We start from the raw sequence: 24,210 nt of genomic DNA, 5'->3' as shown, positions 1-24,210 counted from the left end.
AAAAATCCATGAAACGACGCAACTTCATCGTCGGCGCGGCGGGGGCGGGCGTCCTGCTCGCCGGTGCCGGCGCCTGGCTGCGCCCGAGCGACCACGGCGCCCCGTACGACGACTACTTCGCCCGGCTCAACCGCGAGCTGCGCGAGCACGGGCCGATGCGCCCGGTGATGCTGATCGACCTCGACCGTCTGGATCACAACGTCGACGTGGTAATGCAGTCGGTGGCCCGCACCGGCAAGCACCTGCGTGTGGTGGAGAAGTCCCTGCCGTCGCCGCAACTGCTCGACTACATCGCCAGGCGCGCCGGCACCCGGCGGATGATGTCCTTCCACCAGCCCTTCCTCAACCACGACGCCGAGCGCTTCCCCGATTCCGACCTGCTGCTGGGCAAGCCACTGCCGGTGGGCTCGGCGCAGCAGTTCTACGAGAACCTGCGCGGCCCCTTCGACCCGACCACCCAGCTGCAATGGCTGCTCGATACCCCTGAGCGCCTGCAGCAGTACCTGGCGCTGGCACAGGGACGCAATACCCGTCTGCGGATCAACATCGAACTGGACGTCGGCCTGCACCGGGGTGGCGTGGCCGATCATGAAACCCTGGGCAGGATGCTCAGGATCATCGGCGCCAACCCGCAGCACCTGGAGTTCGCCGGCTTCATGGGTTACGACCCCTTCGTCGGCATGGGCGTGCCCGAGGTCCTCGGCTCCTCGGAGGAACTCTTCGCCAAGGTGATGACGCTCTACGACGGCTTCGTCGACTACGCCCGCACCCAGCACCCGACGCTGTGGAAGCCGGGCCTGACGCTGAATACTGCCGGCAGCCCGAGCTACAGGATGCACGAGAACGAACGCACCAGCACCGAGGTATCGGTGGGCTCGGCGCTGGTCAAACCGACCCACTACGACCTGCCTTCGCTGGTGGACCACCAGCCCGCCGCGTTCATTGCCACCCCGGTGATCAAGAGCACCGGCCCGGTGCGGATTCCGGCGCTGGACGACAAGTCGAAGCTGTTCTCCTGGTGGGACCCGAACCTGCGCGAGACCTTCTTCGTCTATGGCGGCAACTGGATGGCCGAGCCCGAATCGCCCAGGGGCCTGCAGTTCAACGGCCTGTACGGACGCAGTTCGAACCAGGAGATGGTCAACGGCTCCAGCGCCGTGGGCCTGAAGGTGGACGACCAGATGTTCCTGCGGCCGACCCAGTCCGAGTCGATCCTGCTGCAGTTCGGCGACCTGCTGGCGGTGCGGGGAGGGCGCATCGTCGAGCAGTGGCCGGTCTACAGCTGACTGGCGCAGCGCCGGCGCAAGATGGGGAGTCTTGCGTCGGCAGCTGTTTCTACGGCTGCCTGTAATATTCTGTTACGCCCGCTCTTGGCGGGCCTGCGAACGCGTTATGATGCGGCCATCGTGCGCCAGCCACATAACAAGAATCGCCGGCGCCCCCGATCGAGAGCAGCCTGCATGCCCAGTACAAGCATCGATGCGCAATACGACCTGGCCCTGGTTTCGCCCTTCCTGCTGCAGACCCTGGCCGAGGTCGCCGGTGACGAAGGCGTCAGCGGCGAGCGCCTGTGTCGTGGGCTCGGCTTCACCGCCGAGGAGCTGCAGGACCCGGACCAGCGCGTTACCTACCGGCAGACGGTGGCGATGATCCAGCGTGCCCTCGCGGCACTGCCTGAGCGTGGCCTGGGGCTCTGGGTCGGCCACCGCAACGTGCTGGGCACCCTCGGTTTGCTGGGCCATGTGCTCTCCCTCTGCAAGAACCTGCGCGATGCCTTCGAGCTGGGCCGCCGTTTTCAGCACACCACCGGCGGCATCGCGGTCTGCAACCTGATCGAGGGGCCGCAGGAGAGCTTCATCGAAGTGGAATGCCGGCTGCCCTTCGCCGACATCCAGGTGTTCGCCGTGGAGGAGTTCTTCGCCAGCCTGCTGGTCTACAACCGCACCCTGATCGGGCCCCAGTTCCAGCCCCTGCGCTTCGAGTTCACCCACGCCGCGCCGGCCTATGCAGCCGAGTACCGCCGCCTGCTCGGGCCGAACCTGCAGTTCGGCTGCCTGCACAACCGCGTGGCCATCGCCAGCCACTGGCTGGATGTGCAATTGCCCAGCCACCATCCCGTCGCCCTGCGCCAGGCGCTCAGCCTGCTGGAGGCGGAGTCCGCCCCGGTACAGCAGAAGACCGGCCTGCTGGAAACAGTGGAACGCGCCATCGCCCGCGACCTGGCCCACGGCAGCCCGATCGACAAGGTCGCCAGCGAGCTGAACATGAGCAGCCGGACCTTGCGTCGTCGCCTGAGCGAGCACGGCATCACCTTCGATGCGTTGCAGGACCAGGTGCGCCACGCCCGCGCCATGAGCCTGCTGAACAACCCGGAAATGCCCATCGAGCGTATCGCCGAGGCGCTTGGCTACAGTGACGTGCGCGGCTTCCGCCGCGCCTTCAAACGCTGGACCGGGCTGAGCCCGTCCGCCTGCCGTGACGAGGTCGCTCCGGCGCACTGATGCGCCATGGGGCGATTACATTGACACGGCACAAGGGCGTTCCTGGCCCGGGCAGTTAAGGTCGAACTGCCCAAACAACGAGGAGCACAGCATGTACGAGCACGTACTGGCCGCCGTCGACGGCAGCCCCGTTTCGTTCCGAGCCCTGGCCGAAGGCGCACGGCTGGTCCGCATGAGTGGCGGTGAACTGCACGTCATCACCATCGTCGACCGTCCGCTGGGACACCTGCCTTATTACGCCAAGTACTATGACGCCGAGGCGCTGCAGGCCGCCGCGCTCAAAGCTGCCGACGACATCCTGAGCAAGGCGCGGGAGGTGGTCGGCGAGTACGCCGTACCCGCTACTTACCAGCGCGTCACGATGGAGACCACCGGTGAGGAAGTGGCTGACCGCATCGAGTCCGAGGCCGATGCCGTCAAGGCCGACGCCATCGTCATGGGCACCCACAGCCGCCGTGGTGTGCATCGTCTGATGCTGGGCAGCGTGGCCGAAGGCGTGCTGCAGTCGAGCAAGCGCCCGGTGCTGCTGGTACGCGATCAGTAGGCGCGGCTGGGGCCGGCTGCGGGTAGCCGGCATTGCCTTTCGTCGTCCAGTGCGGCGAAGCCTTCGCCGTCCCCGGCAAGCCCCCGGGAAATCGGCTGTACTGGATAGTCCCGATCCCTGCGCGACAGGAGGTGCTGCCATGACCCGTTCCCTGTTCACCGCGATGCTCGCGGCGACCTTCCTCTTCGCCTCGGTTGGGACCGCCTGGGCCACCGAGCAGGGCAGCCAGCGCCGCCAGGCGCGGGATGTGCGCCAGGAAACCCGCCAGGATGCGCGCCAGACCAAGCAGAACTGCCGTGCCGCGGACCAGCAGTACAACGCCCAGTGTCGGCAGGACAAACGCCAGACCAAGCAGCAGGGGCGTGAGACCGCGCGGGACATCAAGTACTGAAAGCGCCAGAGCGCGAAGTGCCGCACGGTGGATGGCCGGGCGGCTGCTACGCTCGGTGTAGCCACGCAGCCATGAAGGAGCGACATGCGTGTTCCCGTACTTGCCCGCAAACCCCGAACGCAAACACCCTGACGCAAGGAGTCGCCTGATGAGTGTGTCCCGTTGGATCTGCCTGTCCCTCGCCGCTGGCGTGCTGGTCGGCTGCCAGAGCCAGAAGAACGATGAGCTGAGTTACCAGTACGACAGCACCGAGTCGGTTGCCAAGGGTGTGCCGGGCGGCGCGATGACCGAGACGGAGGAGATGCAGGCCAGCGTCACTGCCATCGATCGCAGCAAGCGGACCTTCACCCTCAAGGATGACCACGGCAACAGCCGCACCCTCCAGGCGCCGCCGGAGATGCGCAACTTCGACCAGCTCAAGGTGGGTGACAAGGTCCGCGCCATCGTTGCGCTGGAGCGCCTCGTCTTCCTGCGCGAGCCGGGCCAGGAAACCGGCAGCGGCGGCGCCGGGCTGCTGGCTACGGCGCAGCCGGGCAGCAAGCCGGGCATGCTCGCGGCCGACACGGTGGAAATCACCGCCACCGTCAAATCCATGGACACCGCCAAGCGCACTGCCACCCTGCAGTTCGCCGACGGCAGCCAGCACACGGTCAAGGTCCGCCCCGACGTGGTGATGAAGCCCGAGTACCTCGGCCGCCAACTGGTGATGCGGGTGACCTCCGCCGTCGCCGTCAGCGTCCAGCCGCAGTAGGGCGTCCGTTCAGGGCTGGCTCTCCAGCGGCGAGGGCAGGTGGAGCACGATCTGCGCATCCTTGACCACGTCCAGGCGCAGGATGCGCGCCGCGCCCAGGCCATCGAGCAACTGGCTCAGCGGCCCGCCGTTGCGGGCAAGCCGGACGTTGCCGGGCAGCAGCTTCTGCGCGTAGGCGAGGGTGTTGCTCTGCACGCGCGTCTGGTGCCAGCGGCCATCGACCTGATGGACCATGGTGGCAGTGCCCAGGCGCGATTGCGGGGTGGCGATCTCCAGCGCCGGCAGCGGCGCCTGCAGGACGAGGTCGGCTTTGCCGTCGGGCCCCTGGATGCTGGCCGACACTTCGCTGCCGATCTTCACTTCGATACCGGTGCGCCATTTCGGCAACTGGTAGCCATGCACGCCGCGCACCCGCGCGATCTCGGTGGAAACCGGCAGGGCCAGCACATGGGCGACGAAGCTGCGGCGGCGCACGGCGTCGAACAGTTCCAGGGCATGGCTGCCCCTGGCGCCCGGCCTGCGGATGACGATGGCGACCGAGACTTCATCGTACGGGTCGTTGTCGCACACCGAGTAGGAGAAGAAGGTCAGCGCCACCAGCCCCTGGCCGGGCAGGGCGCGCAGCGGTTCCAGCGGCACCGGCAGTGTGGCGCGCAGGCGGTCGATGGGCGCCAGGAACAGCAGCTGGATGCTGCTGGTGCGGTAGTAGAAATTCGGCGCCCAGGTTTGCCCGACGCGCGAGGCGACCATCTGCTTGGGAATGCGCCGGAAGTAGTCGATGTTGCCGGCGGCGGGGTCCTTCGCCACCTCGTTCAGGTCCGGGTTCATCCGGTAGCGGTCGTAATAGCCGCCCTCGATCACTTCAACGCTCTGGGTGCCGAACTCGACTTCCTTGAACCGCGCCTTCATCTGCTGACCTCTGCTTGACACTGGTGGGAGCCGCCCAGTGTTACGAGCCGGGCGGCGGATGGGCTTACCCTAAGTTTAAAGTTAACTTTAATGTCAAGCGGGTTGCTGCGGGGCCGGTGGGTTGCGTATCGGGGGCACAGACAGATAGCGCGCGTCTGCTTCACTGGCTGGCATGGACGTTCCATTGTAGGAGCGCGCCATGCCCGCGATCGCGCGCATGGCGCGCTCCTACAGGCACGTCGTCAGTGGGCGCAGGCCTCAAGGCATTGCCGTGCTCTGCGCTGGTCCGGTGAGTCGAATCCCTCGGTAAAGCGCTGGTAGACCGGCTCCAGCAGTTGCCGCGCGGCCTGCTGTTTGCCCTGCGCGCTCCACAGCTGCGCCAGGCCGGTGGCCGATCGCAGTTCCCAGGCCTGTGCGCCTTGCTCCTGTGCCAGCGTCAGGGCGCGGGTCAGCAGGGTTTCGCCGCCGAGCAGGGATTCGCGGTCGCCGCGCGCCAGCAGGGCGACCGCTTCGTTGCGCAGGATTTCCGGTGCGCACCAGCCGGCCGCGCCGGTGCGTGCGCGCATCAGCTGGGCCTGATCGGCAGGCAGGGGGCGACCGCCGAGGGTCTGCACGATGTCGCGCACCAGGCCGACGGCGGGTGCCGTGGCGCTGGCTGTTTCATCGAGTTGCATGGCCCACGCATAGTGCCGTGCCCAGTCGGTGAACAACGGCACGCGGTGGCGCTCGGCAACCTCGATCATCTGCCGCACGCGGCTGCGGGCCTTGTCGAACTCGCCGTTGTAGAAGGCGATGACGCAGCCGGCCACCGCAAGGCTGTAGGCGATGGAGGCGCTGTGGTCGATCTCGCAGGCCAGCTCGATGGCCTGTGTCGCCATGCGCTCTGCCTGCTCGGGAAAACCGCGTAACCAGAGCGTACGCGCTTGTGTCGCCAGGGAGGCAACCTGCTGGTCGTACTGCACGCCCAGGCAAGGGGCGAAGCGGTTGGCCCGGCGCTGCTCCTCCAGACGCCGCAGCACTTCATCGCCGACGGCCTGGGCGCGTACTTGGTTGCCCGAATAATGCAGCGCCAGCACCTTCAGGCGCAGGGCGCTGGTGGCAAGCATTTCGCCCTGGCCATCGCTCAGCCGGTCGAAGTGCCGGCTCTGCTCGGCCGCCTGCTGGTACTGGCCGGCCCACAGCAGCACGGCCAGGCCGCCGGACAGCGCGGTGAGTTCACCGTTGAGGTCGCCGATCTGCTGGGCGAGGTAGCGGGCGTTCTGGAAGGCTTCGTCCGCCTGGCTGTTGCGCACGTCGTGGTAGGTCGTGTTGCCCAGCGCCAGTTCCAGGCGCATGGCCAGTGGCAACGATGAAGCGGATTCGGCGCTGAGCAGGCCGAGTGCCGCGCTCACATAGGAGCCGTATTCGTGCAGCAGTGACAGCTCCTGCCAGAGCGGCGCCGAGCAGGCCGCGAGGTGAATGGCCTGGGTGTGCCGGACCTCCGCGTGCAGCCCCCAGTCGAGGGCCGCGCGAACCTCGGCGAGCCATGGTGAATGTTGCTTGAGCCAGCCCAGCGAGGCGGACCTTTCCCAGTCGTTCTGCGCGGCCTGCATCGCGCTCTGGCACAGCTGCAGGTGGCGTTCGCGGGCCTCGTGCAGCTCGCCGGCGGCCTGGAGTTTCTCCAGCGCATGCAGGCGGGTCGGTTCGAGCAACCGGTAGGTGACTTCGTCGCTGCGAATCTCGGTGGTCAGCAGCGACTTGGCGGTCAGCTGGTTCACCAGCACGAAAGCCGCACCCAGGTCCGCCGGCTGGCCGAGGACGGCGGCGATGGAGTCCAGGGTGAAGCTGCCGCGGAACACGCTCAGGCGACGCAGGCAGTATTGCTCCGCAGGGCGCAGCAGTGTGTAGCTCCAGTCGAGCATCGCGCGCAGGTGTTCGTGGCGGCTGGGCGATTCATCGGACTGCAGCGGCAGGTCCAGGTAGCCGTCCTGCAGCAGCGCGTCGATGCCGCCGTCGGCTTGGCCCAGGTGGCCGGCGGCCAGTTCCAGCGCCAGCGGAATGCCCTCCAGGCGTCGGCAGATTTCGCCGACGCGGGGGAGGTCTTCGGGGCGGAATTCGAAGTCCTCGTGGGTCTCCTTGGTCCGCTCGATGAGCAGTGCGACGGCGGGGTAGGCGAGGGCGTCCTCGACGCTGCCGACCTGCGCCGGCGGGCATCCGAGCGGCCGTAGCGGCAGGATGTATTCGCCGGTGGCGCGCAGGCTCTCGCGGCTGGTGGCGAGGATGTGGATCTGCGGCGCGTGGCGCAGCAGGCACTCGACCAGGTGCGCGGCCGCCTCGATCAGGTGCTCGCAGTTGTCGATGAGCAGCAGCATCTGCCGGTCGGCGACCTGGCGGCAGAGATGTTCCAGCGATTCGCCGGCCAGTCCCGGAATGCCCAGCGCGCCGGCAAGCGTGCTGTTCAGCGGCCGCGCATCCTGCAGTGGGGTGAGGTCGAGCATGCGGATGCCGTGGGGATACCGGCCGATGAAACGCTCCGCGGCCTGCAGGGCGAGGCTGGTCTTGCCGATGCCGCCACAGCCCACCAGGCTGACGCAGCGACGTCGCGGCAGCTCGGCGACCAGGCGCTCCAGTTCGGCCTCGCGGCCCAGCAGGCGGTTGCGCCGGGGCGGCAGGTTGTGATCCGCCGACTGGCTGTCATTGGGGGCGGGCGTCGCCTGCGCCGACGCCGTCAGTGGCTCGACGAAGCTGTAGCCGCGCAGGGCGACCGTGACGATGAAGCGCCGACCGTTCTGGCCGTCGCCCAGCGCCTTGCGTAGGGCGGTCATGTGGACCCGCAGGTTGCCTTCGTCGATGTCCTGGCCGGGCCAGGCGCGGGCCAGCAGCTCGCGCTTGCTGACCACCTGGCCGGCGCGCTCCAGCAGTGCCAGCAGGATGTCCAGCGCGCGTTGCCCCAGGCGCAGCGGGCGGCCGGCTTCGAGGATCACGCGGGATGCGGGATAGATCTGGTAAGGGCCGAAATGAAGCACGGTTTCGACCGTGGCCGCGGGCTCGGGAGTCATCGTCTGGTAGTCGCTTTCGCACGCTGGGGGCAGATTGCGTGCCGGCCCGGGCGTCAGCCCCGGTGGCACAGGTCCATCGACTCTGCGGTCGATTGGCCATTCTTCTGTGAACGGTAGTCAGGGTAAACGACGGCTCGGCGTTGAGCCATCCTGCGCCGGGCGTGGCGTTCTGCCGGCGGGCTTAATAACGATTAACGCCGGGCCAGCTGCCCCGCTGCCCAACGAGACCAGCCCGGCGCAACGCGTTTTGCCCTACAGGCCCCGCTGCGCGAGGCCCGGCGGCTGATCACAGGTACTTCCACGGGGGGGGGGGAGCGACAGGGCGGCCCCTGGAAACCTTTGCTCGCGAGCGTCGAACCGCTGCTTTTGTTCTGCTGCGGATTAATGCGGTTTAACCAGCTTTAACTCGCCGGTACCCCTGCACCCACAAAGAATGGTTCGCAGACCGCAGGGGAGAGACCAGCATGCTTCAGAGACTCATCAGCCAGATTCCAGTGGACGCCCCCAAGCGCGACCTGGCCCCCTGGCAGAAGGAGCGTGCCCAGGCGCTGCTGCTCAAGCATCTGGACAGCGGCATCACGGTCAGCGACCTGGCCGCCGCCTGCGCACTGTCACGCAGCGACTTCACCCGCAAGTTCAAGGTCACCACCGGCCATTCGCCCCAGGCCTGGATGCGAATCCAGCGGGTGGAGAAGGCCAAGCAACTGATGCGTGAATCGACCTTCCCGCTGGCGGAGATCGGCCTGCAATGCGGCTTCTGCGACCAGGCGCATTTCTGCCGGATCTTCTACCGCATCGAAGGCGTCACGCCGCTGAGCTGGCAGCGACGCTTCTTCGATGGGGTGCGCGAATCCACCTGGCGGCACGCGGGTTAGCCCGATCACCCGGCGGCACCTTTGCGGCAGATCGTTCTTTATATGGAACGCTAGAAGCAATTTTTGCCGTCTGGTGGATCAAGGGTGTCGAATTTAATCTTTGTTCCATGCAGTGACGCACTGCAAACGAGTCCAAACCTTCCCGGCCCAGCCGGCACCCACTGAAAGCAAATCGAGGATTTCACCATGACCAACCCCACCTACAACCGCCTGGACAAAGACAACGCCGCCGTACTGCTGGTCGACCACCAGGCCGGTCTGCTCTCGCTGGTCCGCGACATCGATCCGGACAAGTTCAAGAACAACGTGCTGGCGCTGGGCGACCTGGCCAAATTCTTCAACCTGCCGACCATCCTCACCACCAGCTTCGAAACCGGCCCCAACGGCCCGCTGGTTCCCGAGCTGAAGGCACAGTTCCCGGACGCGCCGTACATCGCCCGCCCTGGCCAGATCAACGCCTGGGACAACGAGGACTTCGTGAAAGCGGTGAAGGCCACTGGCAAGAAGCAGCTGATCATCGCCGGCGTGGTGACCGAGGTCTGCGTGGCGTTCCCGGCGCTGTCGGCCCTGGCGGAAGGCTTTGACGTCTTCGTGGTGGCGGATGCGTCCGGCACCTTCAACGAGATGACCCGCGACGCCGCCTGGCGCCGGATGGAAGCGGCTGGCGCCCAGCTGATGACCTGGTTCGGCGTAGCCTGTGAGCTGCACCGCGACTGGCGCAACGACATCGAAGGCCTGGCTGCACTGTGCTCCAACCACATCCCGGATTACCGCAACCTGATCACTGCCTACAGCACCCTGACTGCTGGCAAGTAATCGCACGCTGAAATGAAAAAACCGGAGCCTCGAAAGGGGCTCCGGTTTTTGCTTTTTCAGAGATCCATCTGCACGTCAAATCACCGCGGAGTACCAACGTAGGATGGTGTGGAGCGCAGCGATACCCATCGCTCCTGTGCACCGAAAACAGCGAGGGTATCGCAGGCTCCACCCATCCTACGCAAGCGTTTGCCGGGGGAGGGTGGCAGAGCATCGTAGGGCGGATAACGCGCCAGCGTTATCCGCCGATGTGGCATCGGCGGATAACCCGTTCCGGGTTATGCGCCCTACGGGGTGTATCCCTTTAGCGGATCGCGGGCATCAGCGGGTGAAATCCTCCGCGCTGTGTCGTTCCGGCAGGGCGTCGTCGCCCCAGGTGCGGTTGACCCGGCGGCCACGCTGCACCGCCGGGCGAGCGGCGATCTCGTCGGTCCAGCGGCGCACATGGGTGTAGCTTTCCACGTCGAGGAATTCAGCCGCCTCGTACACCTGGTTGTTCAGCAGTGCGCCGTACCAGGGCCAGATCGCCATGTCGGCGATGCTGTATTCGTCGCCAGCGATGTAGCGGTTCTCGGCGAGCTGGCGGTCGAGCACGTCGAGCTGGCGCTTGACCTCCATGGCGTAGCGGTTGATCGGGTACTCGTACTTCTCCGGCGCGTAGGCGTAGAAGTGGCCGAAGCCGCCGCCGAGGAAGGGCGCGCTGCCCATCTGCCAGAACAGCCAGTTCAGCGTTTCGGTGCGCTTGGCCAGGTCCCTGGGCAGGAAGTGGCCGAACTTCTCCGCGAGGTACACCAGGATCGAGCCGGATTCGAAAATGCGCAGCGCCGGCTCGACGCTGGTGTCCAGCAGGGCGGGGATCTTCGAGTTCGGGTTGATCTCGACGAAGCCGCTGCCGAACTGGTCGCCGTCGCCGATCTTGATCAGCCAGGCGTCGTACTCGGCGGCGCTCACGCCCAGCTCCAGCAGTTCCTCCAGGAGGATGGTGACTTTCACGCCATTGGGCGTAGCCAGCGAATACAGCTGCAGCGGGTGCTTGCCGCGCGGCAGTTCCTTGTCGTGGGTCGGGCCGGCGATGGGCCGGTTGATGCTGGCGAAGGCGCCGCCGTTGCCCTTGTCCCAGGTCCAGACGCGGGGTGGAGTGTAGGTATCGTTCGCCATCGTGAGTTCTCACCTTGTGGGTTGAATGCCATGGATGCTAACCGCCGGGTCTGCGTTGCGTCAGCCGTTTTTCGGGCGGCTGTTGCTGGGCGAACAGTACGCCTGTGCATGCGCAGCCGGTTGTTAGCATATGCATAAACGATATTAAAAATTAGTTGATGCATGGTTTGAGATTATAAAAGAATCGCCGCTCAGTCCAACGGCGAAGCTCTGAAACGGCGCTTTCGCTCTGCCGCGTCGTATCGAGAGCCCGATGTCCGTCCAACCTGTTTCCGTCCCGTTCCTCCGCCTCGAAGGTGTCGGCAAGTCCTTTGCCGAAAACCGCGTGCTGGTCGATCTGGGCCTGGAAATTCGCCCCGGCGAGGTCCTTGCCCTGCTCGGCGCCAACGGTGCGGGCAAGTCGACGCTGGTGAAGATCATCGCCGGCTCCCATGGCCACGACGCCGGGCAGTTGCTGATCGACGGCCATGAGGTTCATTTCACCTCGCCCCACGACGCCCGTCGCCACGGCATAGTTGCCGTGCATCAGCAGGTGGAGCAGGGTGTGGTGCCCGGCCTGAGCGTCGCCGAAAACCTCCTGCTGGACGAATTCTGCGGCGCCTCCGGTTCCCTGATCTTCCGTCCGCGCGAGGCGCTCAGGCGCGCAGCTGAAATCGCCGCCGGCCTGCAACTGCACCTGCCACTGCAAGCGCCCATCGAAACCCTCGGCACCGCCGAACGGCAACTGGTGATCCTGTCCCGCGCGCTCGCGCTGAAACCGCGCCTGCTGATTCTCGACGAGCCCACTGCATCGCTGTCGACCGTCGAGGCCGAGCGTCTGTTCCATCTCATCGACCACCTGCGCGAACGCGGCGTGGCGATCCTCTACATCTCCCATCGGCTGTCGGACCTGCAGCGCGTGGCGGACCGCGCGCTGGTCCTGCGTGACGGCCGCCTGGTGGGCGAGTTCAGTGCACCGCTGGATCTCGGCGCCGCCGTGGAATCCATGCTCGGCGCCGCGCTGGGTGCAGTGCAGTTGCAGCCCCTGGAGCGCGGCGAGACGGTGCTGTCCCTGCGCGACTGGCAGCTGGAAGCTCACAGCGCAGCATTCGACCTGGACCTGCACGAAGGCGAAGTGGTCGCCCTGACCGGCCTGCTCGGCGCCGGCAAGAGCGAGATCGCCGAAGTGCTGTTCGGCCTGCGCCGCCATCACGCCGGATCGATCCGCCTGGATGGCCGCGACTGGCTGCCCCGCACGCCGCGCGAAGCGATTGCCGCCGGCGTGTTCTTCGCCGCCGAGGACCGCGCGCGCAACTCGCGGGTACCGGGCTTCTCGGTGCGAGCCAGCATGACATTGCCGTTCCTGTGCAGTTTTACGCGCTTCGGCTTCATCGATCGCACGGCCGAGCGCGCCAAAGTCGCCGAGCAGATCGAAGCGCTCGGCATCAAGGGGCCCGGCCCCGAGCATCCGCTCGAACTGCTCTCCGGCGGCAACCAGCAGAAGGTCATCCTCGCCCGCTGGCTGCTGGGGCAGGGCCGCGTGCTGATCCTCGACGAGCCCTTCCAGGGCGTCGACGTGCGCGCCCGCCGCGACATCGGCCAGCGCATCCGCGCCAGCGCCACCGGCCGCGCCACGCTGGTGATCTGCAGCGACCCGGACGAAGCCCTGGAAATCGCTGACCGCATCCTCGTCGTGAGCGACGGCGCGGTGGTCGCCGAGCTGCCCCGGCACAACCTGCAACGCAGCGAAATCGTCGCCCATTTCACCCCATCCAACCCTTCACGCCAGGAAACTGCGCGTATCTAGAAAGGAGCCGTGCGTGTCCAGAACTGCCGTGGGCAGCCCAGCGACGTCGCCCGTCGCACGCTTGCTCGACTTCCTCATCCACTACGCGCTGCTCTTGCTGCTGGCCCTGTTGGTGCTGGTGTTCGCGCTGCTGGAGCCGGCCTTCCTGCGGGTCGGCAACCTGTTCCTGGTGCTGCAGTCGGTGTCCATCGTCGCGCTGCTCGCGCTGGGTGTGACCCTGAGCATGGCCGTGGGCGGGCTGGACCTGTCCATCGGTGCGGTCGCCGCGCTGAGCCTGATGACCGCCAGCTATGTGATGGTGGTGCTGGACTGGGGCCCGCTCGCGGCGATCTTCATCAGCCTAGGCCTCGGCACCCTGGTGGGGCTGCTCAATGGCTGGCTGATCGTGCGCATGCGCGTGCCGGATATTCTCGCGACCCTTGGCAGCATGTTCCTGGTAGTCGGCGTGCAACTGATCCCCACCGGCGGCCGCTCCATCGCCGTCGGTATGACCCTGCCCAACGGTGACGAAGCGCCGGGCGCCTTTGCCGGCTGGTTCATCGCCCTCGGCCGCGCGCAGTTGTGGGACCGCGTGCCGGTGCCCGTGGTGATCATGCTCGGCTGCGCGTTGCTGGTCTGGCTGTTCCTCGAGCGCACGCGGCCGGGCCGGCTGTTCTACGCCATCGGCGGCAACGAGCAGGCCGCACGCCTCGCCGGTGCGGCGGTGGAGCGCTACAAGCTGCTCGCCTACGTGCTCTCGGCGCTGCTCGCTTCACTGGGCGGATTGCTGCTGGCAGCGCGCCTCGGACGTGGAGACGTCAGCTCCGGCAACGGGCTGGTGCTCGATGCCCTTGGCGCTGCGCTGATCGGTTTCGCCGTGCTCGGCGCGCAGAAGCCCAACGCCTTCGGAACCCTGGTGGGCGCGGTGCTGGTCGCGACCCTGCTCAATGGCCTGACCATGCTCAACGCGCCGTATTACGCCCAGGATTTCGTCAAGGGCGCCGTGCTGGTCTCGGCCCTGATGTTCACTTTCGGTCTGGCCCGGCGCGGGCGCTGATCGTCACCTTATTCGGAGATTCAACGGATGAAATTCACCCCTCTGCGCGCGCTGTTCGCCGCCGGGCTGTTGTTGTCCGGCGCAGCCAGCGCCGTCGCCGCCGGGCTACCCGGTGCGCCCGCACCCTTCGACAAGGGCGGCGTGCAGATCGCCCTGGTCGGCTACCTGTTCTCCGGCGACTTCCCCGAGGCCTATCTGCGTGGCGTCGAGAAGCAGGCCAACGCGCTGGACGTGAAGCTGCGAGTGTTCGACGCGCGCCAGCAGGCGGCCACCCAGCGCGAGATGCTGGAGCAGGCCATCGACCTGGGCGTGGACGGCATCATCGTCCAGCTCGGTCTCGCCGAAACGCTCAAGGACTCCATCGACAAGGCACTGGCCAAGGGCATCAAGGTGGTGACCTTCGACGTCGACGTGAACGACCCGCGCATCACCCGCGTCGAGCAGGACCACCGTGAGCTGGCGCGCCTGGCGCTCAAGCAGGTGCTGCAGGACAACGGCAACCAGTTCGACGCCGGCTACGTGTACATCGACGGCTTCACCCCGATGGAGCGTCGCGACGAAATCTGGCGCCAGGTGAAGGCCGAGAACCCCGGCATCGTCGAGAAGGCGAGCTTCGGCACGCTCAACGCGCCGATCGCCAACTCGGTGGCCGACCAGGCCAGCGCGGTGCTGCGCGCCAACCCGGACATCACTGTGTTCTTCGCGCCCTTCGACGAGTTCGCCAAGGGCGTGAAGATCGCCGTGGACGAAGCCGGGCTGGGTAAGCAGGTGAAAATCTACAGCGCCGATATTTCCACTGCCGATATCCAGATCATGAAGGAGCAGGGCAGCGCCTGGAGCGCCACCGCCGCGGTCAACCCGGAAGTGGCCGGCGCCATCAGCGTGCGCAGCCTGGCGCTGCGCATCGCCGGGGAGAATCCCGGCGAGCAGGTTCTGGTGCCGCCGACCCTGATCACCCGCCAGCAATTGCTCGACCTCGACGTGAAGAACGTCCGTGACCTGGCGCGCAAGGTGCCCGCCTTCGGCGAGGCGCAGAAGGTGGCGCAGGCGCCGTGGATTCCGCTGGCGAACTGAAGCATGAGCCTGCACGACAAGGCCCGGCGCCTGAAGAGGGCGCGCTCGCCGGCTGGCGACCCGCGTTATGGCGAGCGCCTGCCTCCGGGTCAGGTGCTGACCGAGCGCTTCCCGATCCTCCACGAAGGCGAGGTACCCGAATACGACCGCGCGACCTGGCGCCTGCGCCTGTCCGGGGCACTGACCAAAGCGCTGGAACTGAGCCTGGACGACCTGCTGGCGCTGCCGCAGCGCGAGCTGGTCTGCGATATCCATTGCGTCACGCGCTGGTCCAAGTTCGACACCGCGTGGCGCGGCGTGCACCTGTCTGACCTGCTCGCGCACTACGGCGTGGAACCGGCCGGGCAGTTCGTCATGGCCTACGCCGACCATGACTACGAGACCAACCTGCCGCTGGAGGACCTGTTGCGCCCTGACAGCCTGCTCGCCACGCATTACGCCGGCGAGCCGCTGACCCCGGTGCACGGCTGGCCGCTGCGGCTGGTGATCGCCGGGCGCTATTTCTGGAAGAGTGCGAAGTGGCTGCGCGAGCTGGCATTCAGCGACAGCGACCGCCTCGGATTCTGGGAGCGCAATGGCTTCCACAACGAGGCTGATCCGTTCCGCGAAGAGCGTTTTTCCGGCGAGGCGCTGGATATTCCCGAGGACGAATGGCAGCGCAAGGCCTTTGATTGACGGGCGTCGCTGTTGCTGGGCAAACACTTTGAGCTGTTGCTCGGCGAACACCGTAACCAGTTATAAACAAAGCATTTTTTATTCGTTTGAAAGCACTCTGCCACTAGCTAGGATGACGCCTTCCCCATCTGGTCAGGGATGACCGGCGATACCGAGAGCCGCGCCTTTTCGCTCATCACGAAGAGAGACCGGCCGTGACACCTGGAGCGCTTTCCCGAGCACTGTTTTCTCCATCCTGAGGGGAACAGTCGCTCGCGGTTTCCGGACTTCCGACACCAACCGCTCGAGCCCATCAGAAAAACACATCAGCGGAGTTCCGGACTCGCCGCCAACGGCGAGTGGCGCTCTTTAAGCGAGACAGGAGTACTTCGCGTGTTATCCCGTTCCCTCATTGCCGTTGCGGTGGCCTCGGTCATCGCCCAGTCTGCCGCGCACGCCGACGAAACCCCGTCGACCTCCGAGGCCACCACCAAACTCGAAACCGTGCTGGTCACCGGCACCCGCGGCAACAACCGCACCCTGCTGGATTCCCCGGTGCCGGTGGACGTGCTCACCGCGCAGGACCTCAAGTCCACCGGCGCTGTCGGCGGCGAGCTGGGCCAGGCCCTGGCGACGCTGCTGCCGTCCTTCAACTTCCCACGGCAGTCCAACTCCGGCGGCGCCGACCATGTGCGCGCCGCCCAACTGCGCGGCATGAGCCCGGACCAGGTGCTGGTGCTGATCAATGGCAAGCGCCAGCACACCTCGGCGCTGGTCAATGATTCCTCGAAGATCGGCCGTGGCACCGCGCCGGTGGACTTCAACTCGATCCCCATCAGCGCCATCAAGCGCATCGAAGTGCTGCGTGACGGCGCCGGCGCGCAGTATGGCTCCGACGCCATCGCAGGGGTGATCAACATCATCCTCGACGACGCTCCCGAAGGCGGCGAGGTGACCACCAGCTACGGCGCCTACCACACCCACCAGGACGCGATCGACAAGACCACCACCGACGGGCAGAACTCCTACACCGCCGCCAAGGCCGGCACGCGCCTGGGCGAAGACGGCTTCGTCCGTGGCGGCGCCGAGTTCATCAACCGCGAGCCGACCAACCGCGCCGGCTACGACGGCTTCGCCGATACCCCCGGTCAGCGCAACTACGTGATGGGCGATGGCCTGGCGCGCGACGTCAATGCCTGGTTCAACGGCGACCTCGCGCTGGGCGGCGGCAAGCTCTACTCCTTCGGCCTGTACAACGAGCGCCACACCACTGGCGCGGAGTTCTACCGCTACCCGGACGAGCACCCGGAGATCTACCCCAACGGCTACCTGCCGCAGTCCCTGGGCGACAACACCGATCTTTCCGCCACCCTCGGCTACAAGGGTCTGATCGCCGACACCTGGGACTACGACGCCAGCGTCACCCACGGCCGCAACCGTTTCGAATCCTCGACCCGGCGCACCCTCAACGCATCGCTCGGCGAGGACACGCCAACGCGCTTCGATACCGGCGACTACGAGCTGCGCCAGAGCGTCGCCAACCTCGACCTCAGCCGCGAGCTGAGCCTCGCCGGGCGACCCTTCGTGCTCGCGGTCGGTGGCGAGTACCGCTACGAAAACTACATCACCACCGCCGGCGACGAAGCCTCCTACTACGGCGTTGGCGCGGACGGCGCCAACGGCCTGCGCCCGAGCGAAGAGGTGGACATCGATCGCAACGTCTTCGGCACCTACGTGGACCTGTCGGGCGATCTCACCGACAAGTTCTTCGTCGACGCCGCCGCGCGCTGGGAACGCTACGACGACGCCGGCAGCAAGCTCACCGGCAAGCTCAGCGGGCGCTATCAGCTGACCCCGGTGCTGGCCCTGCGCGGGGCGGCCTCCACCAACTTCCGCGCGCCCTCGCTGGCCCAGGTGGGCTTCCAGAACACCACCAGCAACTTCGGCGACGGCGGCACGCTCACCGACATCCGTGTGCTCTCGGTGAACGACCCGATCGCCCGCGCGCTGGGCGCCGAGAAGCTCGACCCGGAGACCTCGAAGAACTTCAGCCTGGGCCTGACCGCGCAGCTGAACGAGCGCTTCGACCTGTCCTTCGACGTGTTCCGCATCGACGTCGATGACCGCATCACCCTGTCCCAGCGCATCGGCAGCGACGCCATGGAGCAGTTCATCCAGGACAACTTCGGCGTGGCCGGCGTGCATGACGTGAACTTCTTCACCAACGCCGCCGACACCCGCACCGATGGCGCCGAGCTGGTGCTCAACTACCACCAGCCCTTCGTTGGCGGGCAACTGGGCGTGACCACCGCGTACACCTACAACCACACCAAGGTACGCAGCACCAAGGGCACGCCGCAGCAGCTCTCCAACCTCGGCATCGGCGAGGACGCACTGGTGGGCGTGGAGGAGCGCAACACCCTCACCGATGCCGCGCCCAGGGACCGCTTCATCCTCACCACCACCTGGAGCGATGCGCAGTGGAACCTGCTCGGCCGTCTGACCCGACAGGGCGAGACCACCCGCGTGTTCGACTTCGGCGACGGCTACCACCCGGAGCAGACCTACGGCGCGGTCTGGCAGCTGGATGCCGAGGTGGCCTACAAGTTCACCCCGCAGTTCAGCCTGGCGGTGGGCGGCAACAACCTCACCGACAACTACCCGGAACGTTCCAGCTCGGAGATCAACTACGGCGGCAACCTGCCGTATGACGTGCTCTCGCCGATCGGCTCCAACGGCGCGTACTACTACGCCCGCGCGAGCTATTCGTTCTAGAGGCAGTCGCTCTGGTAGCTGGCGTTCTGACCGGGCCGCCTTGCGGCCCGCTTACTTTTGCGGAGCCGACTCATGGCTGACAATTTTGCCGCTGACAGGCCAGCCGGCCCGCGCCGGCACCTGGGCGCCGTCCACGCGCTGCTGCTGACGCTGGGCATGGTGATCACCAGCGACATCCTGAAAACCGCGCCCACCGTGGCACTCAACGTCGGCCAGGAGCATTTCTACCTGGTGTGGGTGCTCGGCGGCGTGCTGTCGATGGTCGGTGCGCTGTGCTACGTGGAGATGGCCTCGGCCTTCGCCCATCCCGGCGGCGACTACCACTTCCTCGAGCGCGCCTACGGGCAGCGGGTGGGCTTCCTGTTCGCCTGGTCGCGCTTCGCCATCCTGCACACCGGCTGGATAGCGCTGATGGCCTTCCTCTTCGCCGACCACTTCAGCGCCTTGCTCGGCCTCGGCCGGCTGGGCAACGTGCTGCTGGCGGGCGGGCTGGTCAGCGCGCTGGTGGCGCTCAACCTGATTGGCTGGCGGGTCAGCCTTGGCACCCAGGCCGGGTTGGTGGCGCTGGTGGCGGCGGGCTTCCTCGGCATCTTCGGCGCCGGCCTATGGCTGGAGTGGCGCGGCTTCGTGCCACCCGCCGTGGCGCCGGTGCAGCCGGAGCAGGTCGGCGTTGCCGGGTTCTCCGCCGCGTTGATCTACGTCTTCCTCGCCTTCGGTGGCTGGAGCGATGCAGCCACGCTGTCGGCGGAGCTGCGCGACAACCGCCGGGGCATCTTCACCGCCATGCTCGGCGCGCTCGCCGCCTTGCTGCTGATCTACCTGGCGCTGAACTGGGCGTTCATTCGCGGGCTGGGCTTCGATGGCCTGGCCGCCAGCGGCGCGCCGGCACTGGAACTGCTCGGGTTGGCCTTCGGTGCGCCGGGCATAGGCCTGATCATGGCGGTGGTGGTGGTGTCCGCCGTCACCAGCATCAACTCCACGCTGATCGTCGGTAGCCGCACGACCTACGCCGCCGCGCGTGACGTTCCAGCGCTGGCGGTGCTCGGTCGTTGGGACGTGCGCCATGGGGTGCCACGCGCCGCGCTGCTGGCCGAGGGCGTGGTGGCGCTGCTGCTGATTGCGGTCGGCGGCTGGAGTGGCCAAGGCTTCAACACCATGGTCGAGTACATGACCCCGGTGTACTGGCTGTTCCTCAGCCTGAGCAGCGTGGCGCTGATCGTCCTGCGCCGCCGTCACCCGGAAGTGCCGCGGCCGATCCGCGTCCCGCTGTACCCGTGGCTGCCGTTGGGCTTCCTCGCGGTGTGCCTGTACATGCTGTATTCCAGCGTCGCCTATGTCGGCTGGGGCGCGTTGCTCGGCGTGGCCGTGCTGGCACTGGGCGCGTTGTTGCAGCTGCTTCTGCGCCCGCGAGCGGCACAGACGCAAGGCTGGCCGGAGGAGGGCGCATGAAGCGTGCAAAAGCACTCTGGCGCAATGGCGCCGTGGCTGTGTTGCTGGCGGCTCTGGTCGGGCTATGGCTCAACGAGCCGTCAGCCAGCGCCAGTGGTGAAGCCAGCGGCCGGCGCATGCTGCGCACCGAGCTGTACCTGGAAGCGGTGGAGCTGTCGCAGTGGGAAGACTTCCTCGCCCGCGAGGTGACGCCGCGCTTCCCCGACGGCCTGAGCTGGCTCGACCTGCACGGCCAGTGGCGCGGCCCCAGCGGCGGGCCGGAGAAGCTGCCGTCGCGGATGCTGATCCTCATCCACGCCGACAACCCCTACACGCGCCAGGCACTCACGGATATCGGCGCGCACTTCAAGCAGCGCTTCGGCACGGCGGTGCTGCAGGTCAGCAGCCCGGTTCGCGCCCGCGACCCGGACTGGACGCCGCAGCGCCTGGACAACCCTCAGCTGTCGCGCTGAAGCCCGGCCTCGATCAGGTCGAGCATGTAGCGCGGCAGGGCGAACGCCGCCTGGTGCACCTCGGGGGTGTAGTAGCGGGTCACCAGGCCACTTTTCGCGAAGCGCTGGCGCAGGGTTTCCAGGTCGGTGCGGCGCACCTTCTCGCTGTTGGACGCCCAGCCGAAGGCCATGCTGCCGCCGATATAAGTCGGCACCGCCGCGTGGAAGAAGCCCCAGTCGGCGAAGGTATCGGCCAGCCGCCGCGCCGTACCGCCCAGTTCCTCCGGCTGGAGGAAGGGCACGCCGTTCTGCGTGGCGAGGATGCCGCCGCTGCCCAGGCGCAGCTGGCAGTTGCGGTAGAAGGCGTCGGTGAACAGGCTGGCCGCCGGGCCGCCCGGATCGGTGGAATCGCAGAGGATCAGGTCGAAGGTCTCGCGGCTCTGCGCGAGGTACTCCAGGCCGTCGGCGTAGATCAGCTGCAGGCGCGGATCGTCCAGCGCGCCAGCGCAATGCAGCGGCAGCAGCTCGCGGCACAGTTCGACCACCTGCGGGTCGATCTCCACTGCGACTATCTCCTCGATGCCGGCGTGACGGACGATCTCCCGCAGGATGCCGCCGTCGCCCACGCCGATCACCAGCACGCGGCGCACCGCGCCATGGGCGAGGATCGGCACATGGGCGAGCATCTCGTGGTAGACGAACTCGTCCGCCTCGGTGGTCTGCACCACGCCGTCCAGCGTCAGCACGCGGCCGAACCGGCGGTTGCGGAACACCTGCACCTCCTGCTGGCCGGTGTTGCCCTGGTAGATCGGCTCGTCGACGGTCAGCGCCTGCGCGTAACCGTCATGCAGCGACTCGCGGAATTCGCCCATCAGAAGGAAACCTGCGCCGGTTGCGACAGACGCAGCACGGAGAGGTCCCCGGTGATGCGCTTCCACGCCAGGCGGATCGCCTCGATGTCCTTGCCGCGCGCGGCAGTGTCTTCATGCAGGATCACGATCACCTTGGTGCTCAGCCGCTCCGGTTCCGGCGCGCCGTGGTCGCGCCACTGGCCGTAGGCGTCGTAGGCGGTGAAGCCATCCGGGAAGCGCGGCGTCACCTCCTGGTCAAGGAACTGCCGCCAGCGCTGCTCGCTGATCTTCTCCTTGCCGCTCTCCTGGCCCAACGCGAAGTACAACTCGGTACGCAGCCACTGCGCCTGCGCCGGCCGGGTCGGGTCGCCCTGCAGGGTCGAGGTCGCGGGGTCGGTGGTATGGACGGAAGGAGCGGGCGGGGTGGCGCAGCCGAACAGCGCCAGGGCGAGGCTGGCGGCGAGCAGATGGCGGAGCATGGGACTTCCTTGCGCTGATGAGAGTTGAACCAGATCGCCACTATAGGATGTCGGCTGTTATTTCCTTAAATACTGAAAAAGCATTCTCATATGCTTATTTAAGAGTCTTGTCGAGAAGGCAGCGAGCTCTCTAGGACGGGCTTCAGCGCCAGGAATGGTTTTTTCAGGGGCTGGTTAGATTCAATATTCACTACGGTTCTTTGCTCAGCACTGGATGAGATATCCATGTTGCTGAAATAGCGGCTTTCAGTTCGAGCGTGTTCGCTATAGCGCCAGTGTTGAAAGCATTGCGAACAACATCTCCGACATCGAATCCGAATCGTGGGTCGAAACAGCAAAACCCGCCGTTCCCTCGCCATCTTGTCCCTCCGCCGCGCCTTCCTAGAATCGGCCCCATTCGCAGCACTTCATTCCAATCGATTCAGGGAGCCCCACCATGATGAACGCCATGCAGATGCCGATGAACACCAACGCCATGATGCCGATGATGGGCATGCCGATGATGATGGCGACCATGGAATGCGAGATGCTCGCTGACGGCATGATGTGCAAGATGAAGCCGGCGATGGGCATGGAAATGGCCATGTTCCGCAACAGCGCCGAGATGATGGCGATGATGATGAACTGCGGCATGCCGATGATGATGCACTGCGGCAACATGATGATGATGGGTATGTCCCAGTCCGCCATGGCCATGATGCCGATGATGGGCATGATGAACCCGATGATGCAGATGCCGATGATGGGCATGAACATGGGCGTGCCCGGCATGAAGTGCATGATGGAATGCTCCATGCAGGGCGACATGATGATGTGCAAGATGATGCCGATGCAGGGCATGAGCATGGACATGCTCAAGAACTGCTGCCTGCTGATGAACAAGATGATGGAATGCGGCATGCCGATGATGATGAGCTGCAACGGCATGCCGATGATGTGCTGCACCTGCTGATCGCGGGGCGCTGAAATGAAAAAGGCCCGGTGGGGAAACCCGCCGGGCCTTTTTTATTGCCTTGGTTTCAGTATCTGGAACGGCTCAATCCAACCGCTCCGCATAGGTCGTCACCAGGTACGCCACTGCCTCGCTGTCCGCCGGGTTGCGGTAACTGTGCGGCTGGTCGGCGTAGAAGAGGATGGAGTCGCCGGTGCCGAGGAGGAAGCGTTCTTCGTTGACGCTGATTTCCAGCACGCCCTGGGCGACCACCAGGTTTTCCTGGGTACCGGGGGCGTGGCCGGTGGAGTGTTCGGTGGCCAGGCCCTTCAGGCGCAGTTCGTAGAATTCCACCTGGCGCGAGACGTCGAAGGGGAACAGGGCGCGGCTGACGAAGGCGCCATCGCCGCTGACCAGGCGTTTGCTGTCGCGCGCCGGCAGCACCGCTACGCCGTCGAAGGCGCGGTCATCGAGGAAGGCGGCGACCGAGACCTTGAGGCCCTGGGCGATCTTGCTCAGTACCTTGATCGACGGCACGCTGCGGCCGGATTCGATCTGCGCAAGCATGGTACGGCTCACGCCACACAGGCGGGCGAGGCCGTCGAGAGAGAGGTTGCGCTTGGCGCGCAGGCGCAGCAGGTTGCTGGCGACGCGCTCGCCGATGGGATCATCCGACGCGCTGGAGGTATTTTGTGCAGCGTCGAACGCCACGGCGGGCAGGTCCGTGGCGAGCGGCAGGCCCATGGATCAAGCCTCGCGGCGGCCGCTGTCGCGGCTCTGCTGGACGATCTGGAAGGCGTCGTAGCCGGCGCGCTGGGCATACAGCATCCACATCAGCTCGGCCTGGCGGCGGGCCTGACGGCGCGTGCGGTGGCGGGCGAGGTCGATGATGTTGTCGGTGCGGTCCATGGCGGCTCCAGAAGGCTTGCAGACAAGCCGGTTGCGGTGAGTTGGAGCTACCTTAGCCGTGATCCTGTTAGAACAAGAAATACTGAATTAGCATTTGTTAATTACTTATTCGGCTATATCGGGCGTGAAGGAAAATCCGCCTGAACCGCCACGGACACCGCGTCCGGCCGCCAGAATTCCTGGTCGAATTCCACCAGCAAGCCGTCCTCGGCGTAGTTCAGCCGCTCCAGCACCAGGTTGCTGGCGCCGGAGGCCAGTTGCAGCAGCTCGGCGTGGTCGTCGTTGACCGTGCCCAGCCGCAGGTTGAGCGTGCAGCGCGTCTGCACCTTGCCGAAGCGCTCGCGCAGCACGGTGGTCAGCGAGCGATCCAGCCGCGCGTCGAGCAGGTCCGGGCACCAGCTGGCGAGCAGGGTGTTGATCTCCACCAGCACCGGGCGGCCGTCGATCAGCCGGCGGCGGTGCAGGCGGAACACCGGTTCGTCCGGCGATGGCAGGTTCATCCGGGCGGCGAGCCAGGCCCCGGCGCGGCGGCGTTCGGCGCTCAGGCATTCGGTCTGCGGTTCGCGGCCCTGCAGGCGCACGTAGTCCATGAAGCTGACCAGCCGCGTCGGGTCGTAGTCGATGCGCGGCGGGCTGAGGTACCAGCCGCGGCGGTTCTCGCGGTAGATCAGCCCCTCGGTTTCCAGTTGCTGCAGCGCCCGGCGCAAGGTCACGCGGGTGCACTCGAAGCGCTCGGCGAGGTCGCGCTCGGGAGGCAGTTTCTGCCCGGCGAGAAAGCGCTTCTGGGCGATGTCCGCGGCCAGCTGGTCGCGGATGCGCGCGTAGTGCGGCGGGATGGCCTGGTAGAGCATG

General features: G+C 66.5%; 23 protein-coding genes. 15 read left to right on the top strand and 8 right to left on the bottom strand.

Going from position 1 to position 24,210, the window contains the following annotated elements; translation table 11 throughout:
* Nucleotides 1–8: 8 nt before the first annotated feature.
* The 5 genes from IB261_RS17875 (at nucleotide 9) to IB261_RS17855 (ending at nucleotide 4,187) form a co-directional block, all read left to right on the top strand.
* On the top strand, nucleotides 9–1,286 hold the full coding sequence (locus tag IB261_RS17875) for a DSD1 family PLP-dependent enzyme (RefSeq protein WP_192382737.1): 1,278 nt from the start codon (nucleotides 9–11) through the stop codon (nucleotides 1,284–1,286).
* A 174-nt stretch (nucleotides 1,287–1,460) separates the two neighbouring features.
* A complete protein-coding gene (locus tag IB261_RS17870; protein ID WP_081518382.1) occupies nucleotides 1,461–2,501 on the top strand; it encodes an AraC family transcriptional regulator in 1,041 nt (346 codons plus the stop codon).
* Between the two features lie 91 nt (nucleotides 2,502–2,592).
* Entirely contained in the window at nucleotides 2,593–3,045 is a 453-nt protein-coding gene (locus IB261_RS17865; protein WP_151187493.1) for a universal stress protein, read from the top strand.
* 139 nt (nucleotides 3,046–3,184) lie between these two features.
* Nucleotides 3,185–3,436, top strand: a complete 252-nt coding sequence (locus tag IB261_RS17860; RefSeq protein WP_151187492.1) for a hypothetical protein — start codon at nucleotides 3,185–3,187, stop codon at nucleotides 3,434–3,436.
* Between the two features lie 148 nt (nucleotides 3,437–3,584).
* Nucleotides 3,585–4,187, top strand: a complete 603-nt coding sequence (locus IB261_RS17855) for a hypothetical protein (protein ID WP_081518379.1) — start codon at nucleotides 3,585–3,587, stop codon at nucleotides 4,185–4,187.
* A 9-nt stretch (nucleotides 4,188–4,196) separates the two neighbouring features.
* On the opposite strand, the gene IB261_RS17850 is transcribed toward IB261_RS17855, so the two are convergent.
* Together IB261_RS17850 and IB261_RS17845 are read right to left on the bottom strand one after the other, a co-directional pair.
* Nucleotides 4,197–5,096: an acetoacetate decarboxylase gene (locus tag IB261_RS17850; protein ID WP_081518378.1), complete on the bottom strand. Its 900-nt coding sequence runs from the start codon at nucleotides 5,094–5,096 to the stop codon at nucleotides 4,197–4,199.
* 242 nt (nucleotides 5,097–5,338) lie between these two features.
* The gene (locus tag IB261_RS17845; protein ID WP_192382736.1) at nucleotides 5,339–8,134 is read right to left on the bottom strand and encodes an ATP-binding protein; all 2,796 of its coding nucleotides are present in this window, start codon (nucleotides 8,132–8,134) and stop codon (nucleotides 5,339–5,341) included.
* A gap of 464 nt (nucleotides 8,135–8,598) precedes the next feature.
* On the opposite strand from IB261_RS17845, the gene IB261_RS17840 reads away from it, so the two are divergent.
* A complete protein-coding gene (locus IB261_RS17840; RefSeq protein WP_081518376.1) occupies nucleotides 8,599–9,009 on the top strand; it encodes a helix-turn-helix domain-containing protein in 411 nt (136 codons plus the stop codon).
* A 186-nt stretch (nucleotides 9,010–9,195) separates the two neighbouring features.
* The gene (gene ycaC, locus IB261_RS17835; protein WP_192224483.1) at nucleotides 9,196–9,825 is read left to right on the top strand and encodes an isochorismate family cysteine hydrolase YcaC; all 630 of its coding nucleotides are present in this window, start codon (nucleotides 9,196–9,198) and stop codon (nucleotides 9,823–9,825) included.
* Nucleotides 9,826–10,146: 321 nt separating this feature from the next.
* Here the strand turns inward: ycaC and yghU are convergent, their stop codons facing one another.
* Nucleotides 10,147–10,983 carry a glutathione-dependent disulfide-bond oxidoreductase gene (gene yghU, locus IB261_RS17830; RefSeq protein ID WP_151187489.1) on the bottom strand — a complete coding sequence of 279 codons (837 nt, stop codon included), beginning with the start codon at nucleotides 10,981–10,983 and terminating at the stop codon, nucleotides 10,147–10,149.
* 253 nt (nucleotides 10,984–11,236) lie between these two features.
* Here yghU and IB261_RS17825 point away from each other — a divergent pair, with 253 nt between their 5' ends.
* The 7 genes from IB261_RS17825 to IB261_RS17795 all read left to right on the top strand — a co-directional run bounded on the left by IB261_RS17825 (nucleotide 11,237) and on the right by IB261_RS17795 (nucleotide 20,209).
* Complete coding sequence (locus IB261_RS17825) at nucleotides 11,237–12,769, top strand: sugar ABC transporter ATP-binding protein (RefSeq protein WP_192382735.1); 1,533 nt, start codon at nucleotides 11,237–11,239, stop codon at nucleotides 12,767–12,769.
* Between the two features lie 13 nt (nucleotides 12,770–12,782).
* A complete protein-coding gene (locus IB261_RS17820; protein WP_192382734.1) occupies nucleotides 12,783–13,805 on the top strand; it encodes an ABC transporter permease in 1,023 nt (340 codons plus the stop codon).
* A 27-nt stretch (nucleotides 13,806–13,832) separates the two neighbouring features.
* A complete protein-coding gene (locus IB261_RS17815) occupies nucleotides 13,833–14,879 on the top strand; it encodes a substrate-binding domain-containing protein (RefSeq protein ID WP_192382733.1) in 1,047 nt (348 codons plus the stop codon).
* Nucleotides 14,880–14,882: 3 nt separating this feature from the next.
* Nucleotides 14,883–15,554 carry a sulfite oxidase-like oxidoreductase gene (locus tag IB261_RS17810; protein ID WP_225606080.1) on the top strand — a complete coding sequence of 224 codons (672 nt, stop codon included), beginning with the start codon at nucleotides 14,883–14,885 and terminating at the stop codon, nucleotides 15,552–15,554.
* A gap of 372 nt (nucleotides 15,555–15,926) precedes the next feature.
* Nucleotides 15,927–18,308, top strand: coding sequence for a TonB-dependent receptor plug domain-containing protein (locus IB261_RS17805; protein WP_081518370.1), 2,382 nt, complete (start codon nucleotides 15,927–15,929; stop codon nucleotides 18,306–18,308).
* A gap of 72 nt (nucleotides 18,309–18,380) precedes the next feature.
* A complete protein-coding gene (locus tag IB261_RS17800) occupies nucleotides 18,381–19,757 on the top strand; it encodes an APC family permease (RefSeq protein WP_192382732.1) in 1,377 nt (458 codons plus the stop codon).
* Nucleotides 19,754–20,209: a DUF3574 domain-containing protein gene (locus IB261_RS17795; RefSeq protein ID WP_151187483.1), complete on the top strand. Its 456-nt coding sequence runs from the start codon at nucleotides 19,754–19,756 to the stop codon at nucleotides 20,207–20,209. The genes IB261_RS17800 and IB261_RS17795 overlap by 4 nt, the downstream gene beginning before the upstream one ends.
* On the opposite strand, the gene speE is transcribed toward IB261_RS17795, so the two are convergent.
* On the bottom strand, nucleotides 20,194–21,060 hold the full coding sequence (gene speE / locus IB261_RS17790) for a polyamine aminopropyltransferase (RefSeq protein ID WP_081518367.1): 867 nt from the start codon (nucleotides 21,058–21,060) through the stop codon (nucleotides 20,194–20,196). The two genes, IB261_RS17795 and speE, sit on opposite strands and share 16 nt — an antisense overlap.
* A complete protein-coding gene (locus tag IB261_RS17785) occupies nucleotides 21,060–21,518 on the bottom strand; it encodes a DUF3574 domain-containing protein (protein WP_138214538.1) in 459 nt (152 codons plus the stop codon). The genes speE and IB261_RS17785 overlap by 1 nt, the downstream gene beginning before the upstream one ends.
* Before the next feature lie 436 nt (nucleotides 21,519–21,954).
* Here IB261_RS17785 and IB261_RS17780 point away from each other — a divergent pair, with 436 nt between their 5' ends.
* The gene (locus tag IB261_RS17780; RefSeq protein WP_192382731.1) at nucleotides 21,955–22,470 is read left to right on the top strand and encodes a hypothetical protein; all 516 of its coding nucleotides are present in this window, start codon (nucleotides 21,955–21,957) and stop codon (nucleotides 22,468–22,470) included.
* An 84-nt stretch (nucleotides 22,471–22,554) separates the two neighbouring features.
* Here the strand turns inward: IB261_RS17780 and IB261_RS17775 are convergent, their stop codons facing one another.
* The 3 genes from IB261_RS17775 to IB261_RS17765 form a co-directional block, all read right to left on the bottom strand.
* A complete protein-coding gene (locus IB261_RS17775; RefSeq protein ID WP_192382730.1) occupies nucleotides 22,555–23,193 on the bottom strand; it encodes a helix-turn-helix domain-containing protein in 639 nt (212 codons plus the stop codon).
* A 3-nt stretch (nucleotides 23,194–23,196) separates the two neighbouring features.
* A complete protein-coding gene (locus IB261_RS17770; RefSeq protein WP_017519129.1) occupies nucleotides 23,197–23,358 on the bottom strand; it encodes a hypothetical protein in 162 nt (53 codons plus the stop codon).
* Nucleotides 23,359–23,471: 113 nt separating this feature from the next.
* Nucleotides 23,472–24,209, bottom strand: a complete 738-nt coding sequence (locus IB261_RS17765) for a UTRA domain-containing protein (protein ID WP_192382729.1) — start codon at nucleotides 24,207–24,209, stop codon at nucleotides 23,472–23,474.
* Nucleotide 24,210 lies beyond the last annotated feature (1 nt).

It is taken from the genome of Pseudomonas sp. PDM20 (assembly GCF_014852575.3).
GTDB lineage: Bacteria > Pseudomonadota > Gammaproteobacteria > Pseudomonadales > Pseudomonadaceae > Pseudomonas.
The sequence above is the reverse complement of the archived record's forward strand: the minus strand, read 5'-3'. Positions and strand labels throughout refer to the sequence as shown.